The 13577-nt window shown below is 54.0% G+C and carries 13 protein-coding genes; 4 read left to right on the forward strand and 9 right to left on the reverse strand.

All coding sequences use genetic code 11. The features are described 5' to 3' along the window. Positions 1-2: 2 nt before the first annotated feature. From I9187_RS19940 to I9187_RS19950, 3 genes are read right to left on the reverse strand one after another with little or no spacing between them, the layout of a single operon-like run. A complete protein-coding gene (locus I9187_RS19940; RefSeq protein WP_348540156.1) occupies positions 3-1304 on the reverse strand; it encodes an FAD-binding domain-containing protein in 1302 nt (433 codons plus the stop codon). After that, positions 1244-1384 carry a DUF2256 domain-containing protein gene (locus tag I9187_RS22230; RefSeq protein ID WP_170575390.1) on the reverse strand — a complete coding sequence of 47 codons (141 nt, stop codon included), beginning with the start codon at positions 1382-1384 and terminating at the stop codon, positions 1244-1246. Before I9187_RS22230 ends, I9187_RS19940 begins: the two co-directional genes overlap by 61 nt. After that, entirely contained in the window at positions 1381-2892 is a 1512-nt protein-coding gene (locus tag I9187_RS19950) for a deoxyribodipyrimidine photo-lyase (protein ID WP_348540157.1), read from the reverse strand. The genes I9187_RS22230 and I9187_RS19950 overlap by 4 nt, the downstream gene beginning before the upstream one ends. A 567-nt stretch (positions 2893-3459) precedes the next feature. On the opposite strand from I9187_RS19950, the gene I9187_RS19955 reads away from it, so the two are divergent. Continuing rightward, a complete protein-coding gene (locus I9187_RS19955; RefSeq protein WP_209940307.1) occupies positions 3460-3906 on the forward strand; it encodes a DUF393 domain-containing protein in 447 nt (148 codons plus the stop codon). A 174-nt stretch (positions 3907-4080) separates the two neighbouring features. Here I9187_RS19955 and I9187_RS19960 read toward each other — a convergent pair whose 3' ends face one another. The 3 genes from I9187_RS19960 to I9187_RS19970 form a co-directional block, all read right to left on the reverse strand. Next, the gene (locus I9187_RS19960) at positions 4081-5400 is read right to left on the reverse strand and encodes an AarF/ABC1/UbiB kinase family protein (protein WP_171181820.1); all 1320 of its coding nucleotides are present in this window, start codon (positions 5398-5400) and stop codon (positions 4081-4083) included. 6 nt (positions 5401-5406) lie between these two features. Then, on the reverse strand, positions 5407-5880 hold the full coding sequence (locus I9187_RS19965) for a DUF427 domain-containing protein (RefSeq protein ID WP_171181821.1): 474 nt from the start codon (positions 5878-5880) through the stop codon (positions 5407-5409). Between the two features lie 188 nt (positions 5881-6068). Then, positions 6069-7187: a pyridoxal phosphate-dependent aminotransferase gene (locus I9187_RS19970; RefSeq protein ID WP_171181823.1), complete on the reverse strand. Its 1119-nt coding sequence runs from the start codon at positions 7185-7187 to the stop codon at positions 6069-6071. Between the two features lie 41 nt (positions 7188-7228). On the opposite strand from I9187_RS19970, the gene I9187_RS19975 reads away from it, so the two are divergent. Next, positions 7229-7984: an N-acyl homoserine lactonase family protein gene (locus I9187_RS19975; RefSeq protein WP_171181825.1), complete on the forward strand. Its 756-nt coding sequence runs from the start codon at positions 7229-7231 to the stop codon at positions 7982-7984. Between the two features lie 48 nt (positions 7985-8032). On the opposite strand, the gene I9187_RS19980 is transcribed toward I9187_RS19975, so the two are convergent. After that, the gene (locus tag I9187_RS19980) at positions 8033-8761 is read right to left on the reverse strand and encodes an SDR family oxidoreductase (RefSeq protein WP_171181827.1); all 729 of its coding nucleotides are present in this window, start codon (positions 8759-8761) and stop codon (positions 8033-8035) included. Positions 8762-9483: 722 nt separating this feature from the next. Here I9187_RS19980 and I9187_RS19985 point away from each other — a divergent pair. Together I9187_RS19985 and I9187_RS19990 are read left to right on the forward strand one after the other, a co-directional pair. After that, a complete protein-coding gene (locus tag I9187_RS19985; RefSeq protein ID WP_245223326.1) occupies positions 9484-10290 on the forward strand; it encodes an MBL fold metallo-hydrolase in 807 nt (268 codons plus the stop codon). Positions 10291-10292: 2 nt separating this feature from the next. Further along, entirely contained in the window at positions 10293-11234 is a 942-nt protein-coding gene (locus I9187_RS19990) for an MBL fold metallo-hydrolase (RefSeq protein WP_171621204.1), read from the forward strand. A 1-nt stretch (position 11235) separates the two neighbouring features. Here I9187_RS19990 and I9187_RS19995 read toward each other — a convergent pair whose 3' ends face one another. Next, a complete protein-coding gene (locus I9187_RS19995; protein ID WP_348540158.1) occupies positions 11236-12294 on the reverse strand; it encodes a YeeE/YedE family protein in 1059 nt (352 codons plus the stop codon). A gap of 58 nt (positions 12295-12352) precedes the next feature. After that, positions 12353-13576, reverse strand: coding sequence for a 5-aminolevulinate synthase (gene hemA / locus I9187_RS20000; protein WP_171181835.1), 1224 nt, complete (start codon positions 13574-13576; stop codon positions 12353-12355). Between the last annotated feature and the right edge of the window lies 1 nt (position 13577).

The following is a 13577-nucleotide window of genomic DNA, read 5'->3' on the forward strand; positions in this document are numbered from 1 at the left end:
GGCTATGGCCTTAATTGGCTGGCCAGGTTCAATTGGCCCAGAATCGACGGGATCTTCTTTCGAAGACCAAAGAATCCGGCCTTTGCATGAGTCCATGTCACAGCGTCGTAAGGTCGTATTATCCGGTTCAAAGACAGACCAGCGTCCCTCAATAGGGGTTCCGCACGATCCAATCGTGACCGAGTGGGACCGACAGGCGCATAGGCTGTCGCAATGGTTTTGACACCGGCATTCCGTGCTGCCTCGATCAACGGACCACTCCAATCCTCGGCGGATTGCAGGCGCTTTCCGTGAGGTTCCAGGGCGCTGTTCATCGCGCCTTCGGCAAAATCCGTTACGGCGCCTGCAATCGGGTTCGGAGACCGGCCATGCGTCGCCAAAAGTCCAATCGCGGCAGCAGGCGATGCCGGCATTACGCATTCACCTGTCAGATCATCCTCGGTCAAAAGCATAAGGTAAGGGCCCTCTGGGGGCTTTTGCGGCATCAGAAGCGGAATGAACGGGTGTTCTGCTGTCTCGGTCAGAGGTTCCGCGAATTTGGCGAGGCCTTTTGGTTGAAACTGTCCGTCGGTGTATTTGGCAATATTGTCCGGACGCGCGAGGTAGGTTTTGCCTTTCGTGTGCAATCCGCCAACCCATCGCCAACTCAGCGTGTTCGACGCGGGATCGCCATCCAGCAAATGCCGCAAAAAGAAATCCGCGCCAAGCTGCCAGGGTATGCGGAGTGTAAAAATCCAGATGGATGCAAACCACATTCGCGCATGGTTATGAAGGTAGCCGGTCGTCACCAGTTCCCGTGCCCAATGATCGAAACAGTCGATGCCGGTATTGCCATTCACTGCATCGTTGAAACGGTTGTCCAGACCCGCATCATTTGCCAGCCTCTCACAAGCGTTCAACAGATCCCGCTGATACTGTGCCCAGACGCTGGGCCGCTGTTCCAGCCAGCCCTTGAAGTATGTGCGCCAGAACACTTCTTGTACGAACTTCTCCGCCGCGTCGGAATTACGGGACGCTAGTACAGTTGCCAGTAGCTCTTGTTCCGTTATCAAACGGTGGCGCAGCCAAGGTGACAAACCCGATACATTGCTGCGCTGATCGGTCCCAAAATCGTAGTTCCGCTTACCCGCATAATGGCGACCGGCGCGTCCCACGAACTGCTTCAACCTTTTAAGGCCATGGGTTCGTGTGGGCTTGAAACTGAACGTCTCTTTCGCTTCTGCAAGTTCGGGAAAAATCTCGGTCATGCGGCCGACCTGCATTTCTTCGAGCAGTATTTCACTTGATCCCAAACGTTTTCCCATTTCTTGCGCCAGGTGAAAGGGCGCTGGCAGACCGGGCAGATTTTCTGGGGCAAATCGGCTTTCTTCCGCATCCTCATCATTTGTCCCCCAAAGGCAGGCCGAGTTGCTCTTGATCTTGAGACGACCGCGCATCTTTGCGCGCAGTCCGTCTGGTCTTTCGGCTCGCGTGTTTTGTCGCGATGTCGCGCGCTTCCGAGCGAAACACCGCACTCCGGCGGACGCCCCACACCCGCTCGCGCGCGGCTTTGGCTGCTGCGAGATGGTCAAAAATACGCTCTGGATAATGCGCTCCGATGACGTGTTTCCTGTCCGGGGCTTTCCAGGGTTCGTGGATGTGCCGATCCGAAATATCGGCCAGTTCCGGCACCCATGTCCGAATGAACACCCCTTCTGGATCCTGATCATATCCCTGCTTAACTGGATTATAGATGCGCACGGTATTGATGCCGGTGGTGCCTGATTGCATTTGCACCTGGTTCCAGTGAATGCCCGGCTCATAGTCGGTAAACATGCGCGCCAAATGCTGACCAGGGGCTCTCCAATCCAGCCAAAGATGATAGCTCGCAGTCGCCATCACCATTGCGCGCATCCGAAAATTGAGCCACCCCGTTGCTTGCAACGACCGCATGCATGCGTCCAAAAACGGATATCCCGTTTCGCCTTTGGACCAAGCAGCCAAAAGCGCGCCATCTGGCGCTTTTGGTCGAAGCCCGTCGTAGAGCCGATGCAGATTTTCAAACTCAATTCGAGGCTCATCCTCGAGTTTCTGAATGAAATGGCAATGCCAATGCAATCGGCCCGAGAACGAGCGAAGCGATTTGCGCCAGTCCTTTGCTTGCGGCGGCAATCTGCGTCTTTGCCTTTCAGTCGCTTGCGATACCTCGCGCATCGAAAGCGCGCCCCAAGCCAAGTGGGGCGACAGCCGCGAACACGCGACGGCCCCCGCCAAGGGGCTGGACATTTGGCGTTGGTATCTTTTGCCACGGCGGGTCAGAAAACTGTTCAGCCGTTCCAAACCCGCAGCTCGTCCCCCGACCTGACGACCAACGCACAGATCATCCCGCAAGCCGAGATCGCGCGCCGTGGGAATATACCCCGGTTCTATGTCGATAGGCTCTAGCGCAACTGGTGACGAAACGGGCAATGCCATAAACTTGTCCCAACCTTCCGCCCAGCCGTCGCGAGACTTGAGCCTGCGAAAAACGCCGTGGTTCTGCACTTCGTGCCACTGCACACCATGATCCCTGCACCATGCCGCGACCTGACGGTCCCGCTGATACGTCCAGTTATTTCCTGTTTCCTCGTGTGACCAAAGTACGTCGACTAGACCACGATCCTTCAACTCGGATAGGACCGACACAATTTGCCCGGTGCGCACAACAAGAGGCTGGCCAAGTTCCCCAAGGTCTTTTCGCAGTCCCGCGATTGTCTCAGCAACAAAGTTCCAATGCCGTGTTGACGCGTCGGGTTGCTGCCAAAGCTCAGGCTCAACCACATAGAGTGGTAGAACTGTTCCGACCTCGGACGCTTGCGCCAGTGCCGGGTGATCATTTACCCGTAAATCCCGTTTGAACCAAACGACCTGCACGATACCTCCGTTTTTCAAATATTGTACGCATGGCCGCAAACAATGGATCTTTGTTCCAATCTCCTCCGCATTTCGCTGTTGACGTGGCATTTGCACAGACGCAATTGGCCTTAGGCACTTGAAGGTCGGAAGTTGCCGCGAACTCACTGATGAGAGCTTGGCCAGGAGTACGGGACCTAGGCAAACGTGAAATCGAATAGTGACGGCTCCGAGCTCTAAAACACCAAGCAAAGAAACGGGTTAGCCAAACTCTACTTTGTTCGAACGTCTGATTTCTGAGCACACGTTAAAGAGACCACCCCGACGAACTTTACGCTGCAAAGCAGCGTCGGCATTCTTGGCAGTGCACCCCAAACCATTCACCCCCAGATCACTGCAAACGAGAGAAAGCAATATTCAAACAGAACCATCTTGTTTGCGCGTCCAAAGCGTTAAGTTTGGCTGACAGCATCCTTAGTTGCGGCTTCATAACGCACCTGAGTGCAGCTGGTGACCCCTCGTTTCTTCGGTTTTTGCGCTAGCTCTTGCGAACGTATGGGCGAAACCCAAGAGACAAGGCCAAACAAAATGTACAATTCGGATAATGATGAGGTTGCGCTCACATCTGATGATGCCGGTCAATCTCTTGCTACGGTGTACTACGACGGATCTTGCCCACTTTGCTCCGTTGAGATCAGGCACTATGCTTCTTGCGAGGGCGCTGAACGTGTGCGGTTCGTTGACGTTTCAAAATCCAATGCTCTTATTGATGCAAATCTAACGCGGCAAGAAGCAATGGATCGATTCACTGTGCGTCGACCAGATGGAGAACTTGTATCCGGTGCGCGCGGGTTCACGGAACTCTGGGGCACTTTACCCAAATGGCGTTGGCTAGCACGTGTGGCAAGCATTCCGGGGGTAACGCCTCTGCTAGAGCTTGCATACCGGATTTTCCTGCCCCTAAGGCCGACGTTTTCGAGGATCGCGTATCGGGTCGGAGCGGAGCCGGTTAACAGGACGGGTTCGTCGACGTGATCAACTTACACGATGGTCATTTCTAAAGCCGGGTTTGGTTCGTCAAAGGGGTTCTCGAACCCGAGCCTGGCAACATTCGCATCGCACTTGCGCATTGTTTTGGGTTGGTCGCGCATATCGGTGACACTGGTTTGTAATTGTTCGGCTTGCTGGTTTGGAGTAAATTGTGGTCGTTCAGATGACGTACTTTTCAAGAAGCGTCTTCACGGGAAGCGAGGCGTTTAATCGCGTGGCTAATAAGAACATACCCCCAATCTTTCGCTGAAGGTAAAGAATGTCCATTGGCAGCTGGGGCGGGATATACCCGGCCGCGGCCAGGGCCATACTTTCTTTGTTCAGGTGGTTGGAGAGCGTTCGATCAGAAAAATCAAATTCATTCTCGGATAGGATTGCGTCAAAAACGCTGCGGATCATTCCAAGGATTCGGTCGTCAAATGGGCCATCACCTTCAATAAGCTTCAGTTGTATAGCAGCCTTACGAAGCGCCGCACCGTCTTCAAGCAAACCGGCGCGCAACAGATCCACATATCCATCTATTGCAGATGGTTGCAGTGCGCGTGCCGCGCCAAAATCCAAGAGACTGATTTTTCCATTGGATGGGTTGTATCGGTAGTTGGCAAAATTCGGATCGCTTTGCATGATCCCGAACTCGAAAACCTCGCGCAGCGTGAGCTGGACCAAGGCTTCTGAGACTCGATTGCGGTCCTCGCTGGTCGCATCACCCACGGCTTCGATAGGGCGACCTTCCAGAAAGGACATCGTTAGAACTTCTGGCGTACTCCAATCTGGATAGAACTCCGGGATTTCAAACGCTTCATCATTCTGCAAGAGGTCAGCAAAGTGGCGCAGGTGCTGTCCCTCGCGTTCATAATCGGTTTCTTCATGCAGTTGACTTCGCGCCTCTTGGATATACGGATCCAGATCAAAGCTCTTGGGAAGCAAACCTGACATGCGAACCAGAGTCGCGACATTGGCCACATCGCTGTCGATACTACGAGCTATTCCCGGATACTGCACTTTGATCGCCACATCGCGCCCGTCTTTCAATGTCGCACGATGTACTTGCCCGATACTCGCTGCCGCCATGGGCCTTACATCGAAGGCTTGGAAGGATTTTCGCCAATCTGGACCCCAGGCTCGGTTCAGGACGTCACGCAATTGTTTCGGCGGCATGAAATGCGCCTGATCTCGCAGTCGCGCCATGATGTCAGCCAGTTCAGACGGCAAGACCTCACCTGCATCCATCGAAATCAACTGACCCACCTTCATCGCGGCCCCACGCATACGCGCAAGCTGATCCGCAACGCGTGTCACGTTGCCGGGTGTCATCAGCAAACCACGCATATCGGGTCGCGCACCGCGACCGATCTCTCTTAGCGCGCGGACTGCCACGTTCCCCGCAATGCCTGCCGTCATGCCGCTCAAACCGGCAACACGGACCAAACGGCTTGTAGGAACAGCCAAAGGGGAAGGCGAGGTTTTAGGGTCGGTCATCAATACTCACCAAAATTCCGTTCCCGGAGCACCTTTGATGCGACCCTTCAAGTTTTCGGTGACCCAGCCTCCATAGAAGTCCCCGGGTTGCGGGATCACCCGGTACTCACCAACAAAACAAGCGTCCATAAGTCCGGCGTAAAAGGCGAGATAGCCCTTAATCTGTTCAAATCTGGTGGTTGGTGCAGCATAACTCCACGCAGCTTTCTTTGCCGCGGCCGCCCCGCTCTGAACGTCCCAGTAGCTCGCAACACCCTTCCACTCGCAGTACGATTTACCCGAGGTCTTTGTCAGAACGGCATCAATGTCTTGCGGCGGGATATAATACGTAGGGGCGTGATGGGTTTCGAGAACCTGAAACGCCTGATCGGTCTCCACGATGGTTTGACCGCCGAGTTCGATCCGCATCCGATGGGGTACAGCCCGTAGCGCAGGTGGTCGCGGATAGTCTTGGACGTTTTCAGTTGTCCAACCTGTCATTTCGAACCTTGGTTATGAATCGGTTGTTCCATCTTCGAACTAGCGCGCGACCAACGCTATTCTAGCAGAAAAGCTGTCAGCACATGGCGGGTGAACTTGCACCACAATTGAGCTTAGTATCAGCTTTGAGCGGACGGCATTTTTTGACCGGCGTTGCAGACCGAGAAACCGAAATGTGTGTCTTATGTCTACCAGTTCGCCAACAGTTCGCCCATGCGCTCTAGGCCAAGGTCAAGGTTGGCAGCAGCCCCTCCCCCCACACCCAGTCGGATGTGGTTTTGCATCCCGTAAGACGAGCCCGGCAAAAGAAATGTCCGATAGGGATCGGCGAGCAAGCGTTTGGCAAAAACATCGCCATCAATCCCGTCGAGCCGTGCCAATCCAATCAATCCAGCCTGAGGTTTGACCCAATTCAGGCGGGGCTGATCGGCAACATACCGATCAAGGCTTTCCAGTGTCTCAATCCCTGCTGCCCGCGCAGTTTTTATAGCCTGATTGTATCGGTCAGGCCGCAGGGCAATTTCGGCAATAACTTCGCCGAGAATATTCATAATCTCGCTAGAGTTTTCCCGCAGAACAATAGCGTCCCAAATCAGATCAGGATCACGGCATATCATCCAGCCGGTGCGCAGCCCTTGAAGACCCAATGCCTTGGAAACGCTGCCCGTCGTGATACCCCTAGGATACAAACCGGCGATCGAAGGGGCGCGAGACCCGTCCCACTCCAATCCCGCGTAAACCTCGTCAACAACCAGCCAAGCGCCGACGCGATCTGCAATTTGGACAAGCCTTTCCAGCTCTGCTTGTGTCATCAACTGCCCGGTGGGGTTATTGGGGTTGGTTATAAAGATGAGCCGCGTGCGCGCTGTTACTGCGGACTCAACTTCGTCTAGCGGCAATACCCAACCAGAGCTTTCTTCTCGGTCGACAACTTTTAGCGTCGCGCCAACTGCCTCTGCCAATACGCCCGCTTGTGGCCAGCCCGGGCGTTCCGTTACGACTTCGTCGCCCGGTTGGACCAATTGCATGAATGCAAGATAATTGGCTTCTGCTGCGCCAGCGGTGATCAGGACGTCGTCTGGCTTGCAAACATCAGACAAGCCAGCGCGGTCCAAGACATGTCGTCGTAAAGCAGGCAGACCCCGAAAGCTCTTTTGGTTCCAATCCAACGGCAGCGCTGGATCCAGCGCATCCATGAACTCACCCAAAAGCGGCGACGCGGACAAGGAAAACCCAATGAAGGCATCTGGATCCGCTTCTGTGGTATCCAGTAGGTATTGAAAAAGTGTGTGTATCTTGACTTTCATGCTCTACTCAAAATCCTTTTAGTTAATCCGGGAGAGAGTCTGTGCAAGCAAAGGGATTTGTCAAAGGGCGACCGATTGACCTAGCAGTTTTGGACTACGGTCTGTTCAAGGTCCATTCCACTGGCCGTATCATAGGGATCTGCGGGTTTCTCGTTCGGACAGATTTGGGAGAAGCTATACTCATCGACACTGGATTTCCCGAAAAATACGCGACCGATACCGACGCCGCAGTCAAAGAAGATCGATTGTACGAGTTCGGCGAGGTCTTGAAGTGTGAACCAGACAACCTGCCAAGCGCACAACTGGCAAAACTCGGGCTTACTCCGTCAGACATTACACTACAGATTTGTACGCACACCCACATCGACCACATCGGCGCTTTGGGCGACTTTCCAAGCAGTCCAATTCTTATCTCTGCTGCGGAGCGAGCCTTACCCCGCCCGTTGTACTGGGGCGATATGCGGCCTTTGGAATGGCCCGATCAGGATTACCTGGTTGTTGATGACGACGTAGAGATTGCGCCAGGTATCTTCGTTTTGATGGCACCCGGTCATGCGCCTGGCCAGATCGCGGTAATGGTCGATCTTCCGTCAGGGACGGTTTTACTAACCAGTGATGCGATTTCCCGACCAACAGAAATCGACGAGAAGTTTGCCGGGTCTTGGGACGAGGATTCAGCGATTGCCAGCGCAGACAGGTTGATGCGTCTGGCATCCGAGCGAGATGCATTTGTAATTTACGGGCATTGTCCAAAGCAGTGGCCCGTTCTGAAGAAAGCTCCAGAAGTCTACCGTTGATCCCAAGCTGTGGACCATTTTCCCAAAAAGTGATGTCGCACCTCAGAGTTATCTGACGTCGCGCCCTTGGTTCAGAACAATCACATTTCCACTGGAAACGTCACCAGCCGGCGAAATGAGAAAACCAACCCAAGAGGCGATTTGCTCAGGTAGCATCGCGCGACCATGCGGCATGGCACTAACGGCTTTCTCCAAGACGTCCTTGGTTAAGACATTGAACAACGGTGTCTCAGTCATGGCAGGAGCCAGCGAATTTACGCAGATTTTTTCATGTGCATATCGACGGGCGAGGTCTTTCGTTAGGGTATCCATCGCAGCCTTTGACGCCCGGTAATGGGGAGGGTCGAACACATCGAAATTGTAAGCTCCATTCGATGAGATGTTTACAATCTTCTTGACGCCTTCGCGTTCCAACATCAACTGAACCGCCTGCTGGCAACAATTGAATGCAGAGTTAAAGTTGATTGCCATCTGCTGTTCGAGTTCTTCGGGCAGAATGTGCGGGAAGTCAGACATGAAGCAGGTGCCCGCGTTGTTTACCAAAGCATCTAGACCGCCATACTCTGACCTAATTCCATCAAACGTATGAGCGATAGCAATGGGATCCGTTAAGTCAACGCAGATAGGCGTGAAATCCGAACCTAACTCCGCTGCCATTTCACCTAGGCCCTCCTCGTTGAGGTCCAGTCCAAACACGTGGAACCCATCTGCCCGCAGTTGGCGGCAGATGGCCTGACCCATCCCTCCTGCAGCGCCGGTCACAACCGCTGTTTTCATAGTCAGCACTCCCACATTGGCATGATTTTGGGTACTTCGAATTAAAGAAGGAAACTCACAACCCTTTTATCCGAAAGCCGCAAAAGTCAATTGTACTTGAATTCAGTGCATTTCCGTTTTGGGCTCAAGCTAGACTTCGCAAAGTCCGCTTTCTACGCATCGCAGACCTTCGCGAGAATCCAAGGTTCCTTAAGGAGGCCCTTTGCGGCATCGAGCAACGCACAGGACCATAACCGCAACGACTACGCCAAAACTGATTCAATTCACCGCTAATGCACACAATCACGCAGCGCAAAACTATGGACAAACTACGCAAATTTTTGCGGTGCACGAAATGTTATGTGCAAACCCACAAGCGTGTAGGATGCCGCGTAGGTGTTCGCGTCGCTTCTCAAAATCATTTAGAAATTTTACGCGCAGCAGCCCAAAGAAATTCGCACCGATTGCCCAAAACAATTCGCGATCCAATCTCGCTTGTGAGCTCCTAAGGGAGAGACCAAAAGCTGATCTGCAAATCGCCCCCGCCCGCAGATAGCTTGGCGGAATTCCATCCATCTGCATCTTTACTCATTTACAAATCAAAACATTCATTTTATTGATTGTGTATGAATGGAGATGCATTTTCACGACGCAGATTCTTGTGTAGCGCCGCTTGTATCGCAGCGCTTGGAGTACAATCCAGGTTCGTGAGGGCAGAGTTACAACTCGGTGCTTCGGCTCGCATGACAACCATATCAGACGGGTACCTGTCCTTGCCTCCGGATATGGTCTTTGGCGCCATGCCGCAGGCAGAACTCAGGCAGCTTTTGGACAACTACAAGGTGGACGCGACCAAATACGAGCCAGAGTGCAACGTGGCGCTTTATCGAGATGATCAAAACACGGTGCTGTTCGATGTGGGAGCTGGGCCAGATTTCATGCCCACTTCTGGTAAGCTTCTGGAAGCTCTTGAAACAACCAACCTGTCGCCCGAAGACATCTCGCACGTGATCTTCACCCATGCGCACCCGGATCACATTTGGGGCGTTTTGGATGATTTCGACGACCTTCTGTTCCCGAACGCTACGCATCACTTTGGCCGTAATGAGTGGGATTATTGGTGGAACCCCTCAACAGTGGATACCATTGGAGAAGATCGCGCTGCGTTCGCAGTAGGCGCAAAGCGGCGTATGGCAGCAATTGAGGATCAGGTCGCGTTCTTTGACGACGGGCAAGAGATCCTTCCCGGTATCGCCGCGCGCGCAAGCTATGGACACACGCCCGGTCACATGGCGTTTGAAATTCGCAGCAGCAGTGAATCCGTGATGGTTGTCGGCGACGCGTTGGGAAATCCACACGTAGCTTTTGAACGCCCCGACTGGCCCAGCGGGACGGATCAGGATCCACAGGCGGCCGCAGCAACTCGGAATTCGTTGCTGGATCAGATTTCCCACGGGCAAATGAAAACAATTGGTTTCCACCTGCCGAATGGTGGAATCGGCCGGGTCGAGAAGACTGGGTCTGCCTATAAGTACATTGGAGAGCCATAAAGATGCGATCGCTGGCGATTGTCTTGGCCCTGGGCACACAAGCTTGGGCAAGCGAGGATATTGCAGACCAATACCCTCAAAGTGTGCTGTATTCCAAACCGGTCGAATACATCCCCGGCGTCTATTCCGCCATTGGTGCAACCGCACCGCCGACCTACGAGAACTCTGGTCATAACAACAATCTCAGTTTTATCGTAACCGGGGAGGGCGTGGTCGTTATAAACGGCGGCGCGGCCTATGGGCTTGCTGAAGCGCTTCACCAAGAAATTCAGGCAATCACGGATCAGCCGGTTAAGCTTGTCTTCAACGAGAATGGTCAGGGGCACGCGATGCTTGGCAACGCATACTGGTCAGAGCTCGGTATTCCGATCATCGCCCATTCGGATGCTGCGGCTGAATTCGAGGAATATGGCTCTCAGATCCTTGAAGGAATGCAACGGTACAATCAGGACAAGGCGGAAGGAACCGTCCTGGCAGGCCCAACCGAGACATTCGAGGATGAATACGTTGTTGAAATGGGTGATTTCCGGATTGAGGCCAAATATCTCGGGCCGGCCCATAGCCCCGGTGATATATCGGTTTGGCTGCCGAACCAAAGCCTTGTCATCGCGGGTGACATGGCGTTTCACGAGCGAATGCTACCGATCTTTCAAGAGACCTATACTGCGGATTGGCTTGAGACCTGGGACAACGAGTTCGAAGCTTTGGGAGCCACATACGTCATCCCCGGACATGGTCATCCGACGAACATGGATCAGGTGCGCCGTTATACACGCGACTACCTGATCTATCTGCGCGGCAAGATCAAAGAGCATATGGATGCCGGCGGCGATCTGACCGAGGCTTACTATGTCGATCAATCACCTTTCGCCCATTTGGACACGTTTGAGGAACTGGCGACAAAAAATGCCGGGCGAGTATTTGAACAAATGGAATTCGAATGACTCAGGACGTTTGAGGAACAGGTATTCGCCTCAATAACTTATGCGTGCTGATCGCTCCTACCCACATGAAGAAAACGGCAAGCCACGCCGTCAATGACAGGGCGGACCCTCCCGAAAGCCCTGCGCCCACAGCGCAACCCCCGGCCAGCATGGCTCCAAACCCCATGAGGACAGCTCCAACAAGGTAGCGTTCCATCGGAGTATCCGGGCCAAACCGTTCGATCTTCCACTCCCCTGCAGTTAGGGCTGAGCCTGCGGCACCAATTGCTACGCCTGGAACAAGGCCGATACCAAAAGACAAAACAACGTTCCTCTCCGCAACCAAGCTCATTAGTGTATCCGTGGCCGGTCCGGTAAATGTGACTGACGACACGGGCACGACGTCAAAAGATGCTTGCGCGATCGCAAATGTCATCAACCAGCCAAGCGCCACCGCCAAACCAACGCCGGCGGCTGTTATGATCCTGATAGGCGCAACTCGCCGGTGGAACGCAAATGCAATTGCCGAAACCAACCCCAAAGCTGCAACGGCTGTATAAGCCACTGGTGAAAATCCAAGTATTTCTGAAAGATCTCTCGAGGCGCCTCCTGAGACAGTCCAGATCCCGGAAAGCAATTCGCGGGCAGGACTAAGAACGCCCGTGTAAGCAGCCTGAGCCACTAAGGTTAAAACCAATCCAGTAATCAAGGCGCGCAGATTACCGCAGGAGGCCAATACCAACAGGCGAGATGCACACCCGCGCGCCAGAACCATTCCAACGCCGAACATCGCCCCACCAATTATTGCTCCGCTAAGGCTGCCCGTCGACGCGATCGCGCGTGTCTCGGAAAGGTTCAACCACTTAAACGCGACAAAGGCCTGTACTAAGGTGAGCGCTGCGGTGAAGGCGATCAGCCAAACCGCCAGGCGAGGACCAAGCTCGCCTTCGGCGACTTCGATGGTCGACGCTCGCAAACAAAAGTGAGACTTCTGGGCCATCACGCCGAACAGGATACCAACAAGCGCACCGCCAAATGCCAAAGCGCCAGGGTCTCCCAACAAATCGATGAGCCTTTCCATCAACAGAAACTCTCACTTCGTTGCTTGCGCGTCCTTGTCTTCGGTCAAGCTGTCATTGTCATTGCGCGGCCATTGGCCTGCGGGCCAATTGACATTGCGTCCATAATTCACCCAAAGCAGATACCAGTCGATCCACGTCTTCGGTGGAATGCACTGGGGAAGGTGTAATCCGTAGACGTTCCGTTCCCTTGGGGACGGTTGGATAGTTGATCGGCTGGATGTAGATTCCATAGTCACGCATCAGCACGTCAGAGATGAAGCGGCACTTGACCGGATCGCCGACCATGACCGGAATGATGTGACTTGGGTTCGGTGTATGCGGAATGCCCAAATCGTCCAGCCTGTCTCGTACCTCGCGCACGCGCTGCTGGTGCAAATGTCGTTCCGAATTGCTTTGCTTCAGGTGCCGAACCGAAGCGGCAGCTCCTGCGGCCACGGCGGGAGGCAATGCAGTGGTGAAGATAAAACCACTGGCAAAGGATCGGACAAAATCCACCAGCTCTTTCGACGCCGCGATGTATCCACCAACTACGCCGAACGCCTTGCCCAATGTCCCCTCAATGACGGTTAGCCGATCCATCAGGCCTTCGCGTTCGGCAATGCCTCCGCCGCGCGGTCCATAAAGCCCTACGGCGTGAACCTCATCCAAATAGGTCATCGCGCCATAGCGATCCGCCAGATCACAGATCTCGGCAATTGGTGCAATGTCGCCATCCATGGAATAGACGCTTTCGAACGCAATGAGCTTCGGTGCATTGGCAGGCAATTCAGCAAGGTGCCTTTCAAGGTCCGCCACGTCGTTGTGTTTCCAGATACGCTTCTGGCACCGACTGTGGCGAATGCCCTCGATCATCGAGGCATGGTTCAACTCGTCAGACAGGACTGTGATGCCAGGAATGCGAGACGCCAAGGTTCCCAAAGCAGCCCAGTTCGAGACGTACCCGGAGGTGAACAGCAATGCAGCGTCCTTGCCGTGTAAGTCAGCAAGCTCCTGCTCGAGCAAAACATGCTGGTGGGTGGTTCCAGAGATATTCCGCGTTCCGCCTGCCCCGGCACCACACTCATCGATCACCTTGTGCATTGCTACAATAACACTGGGGTGCTGACCCATCCCCAGATAATCATTAGAGCACCACACAGTGACTTTCTCGGGACCATTTTCCGCGTAGCTACGCGCTGTCGGGAACGCGCCACACTGCCTTTCGAGATCCGCAAAGACCCGGTAGTTCCCTTCCTCTTGAAGCTGGTCGAGTTGACCACGAAAAAACTGCTGGTAGTTCATT

The organism is Ruegeria sp. HKCCE4148 (assembly GCF_017872495.1).
Classification (GTDB): Bacteria; Pseudomonadota; Alphaproteobacteria; order Rhodobacterales; family Rhodobacteraceae; genus Ruegeria.

Coding starts and splice junctions, on each gene's coding strand:
- I9187_RS19980 (WP_171181827.1), bottom strand. CDS start 8,761: ATGAAAACAGCGGTTGTGACCGGCGCTGCAGGAGGGATGGGTCAGGCC.
- I9187_RS19955 (WP_209940307.1), top strand. CDS start 3,460: ATGTACAATTCGGATAATGATGAGGTTGCGCTCACATCTGATGATGCC.
- I9187_RS19985 (WP_245223326.1), top strand. CDS start 9,484: ATGACAACCATATCAGACGGGTACCTGTCCTTGCCTCCGGATATGGTC.
- I9187_RS19990 (WP_171621204.1), top strand. CDS start 10,293: ATGCGATCGCTGGCGATTGTCTTGGCCCTGGGCACACAAGCTTGGGCA.
- I9187_RS19995 (WP_348540158.1), bottom strand. CDS start 12,294: ATGGAAAGGCTCATCGATTTGTTGGGAGACCCTGGCGCTTTGGCATTT.
- I9187_RS19940 (WP_348540156.1), bottom strand. CDS start 1,304: ATGGGAAAACGTTTGGGATCAAGTGAAATACTGCTCGAAGAAATGCAG.
- I9187_RS19970 (WP_171181823.1), bottom strand. CDS start 7,187: ATGAAAGTCAAGATACACACACTTTTTCAATACCTACTGGATACCACA.
- I9187_RS19960 (WP_171181820.1), bottom strand. CDS start 5,400: ATGACCGACCCTAAAACCTCGCCTTCCCCTTTGGCTGTTCCTACAAGC.
- I9187_RS22230 (WP_170575390.1), bottom strand. CDS start 1,384: ATGATGAGGATGCGGAAGAAAGCCGATTTGCCCCAGAAAATCTGCCCG.
- hemA (WP_171181835.1), bottom strand. CDS start 13,576: ATGAACTACCAGCAGTTTTTTCGTGGTCAACTCGACCAGCTTCAAGAG.
- I9187_RS19965 (WP_171181821.1), bottom strand. CDS start 5,880: ATGACAGGTTGGACAACTGAAAACGTCCAAGACTATCCGCGACCACCT.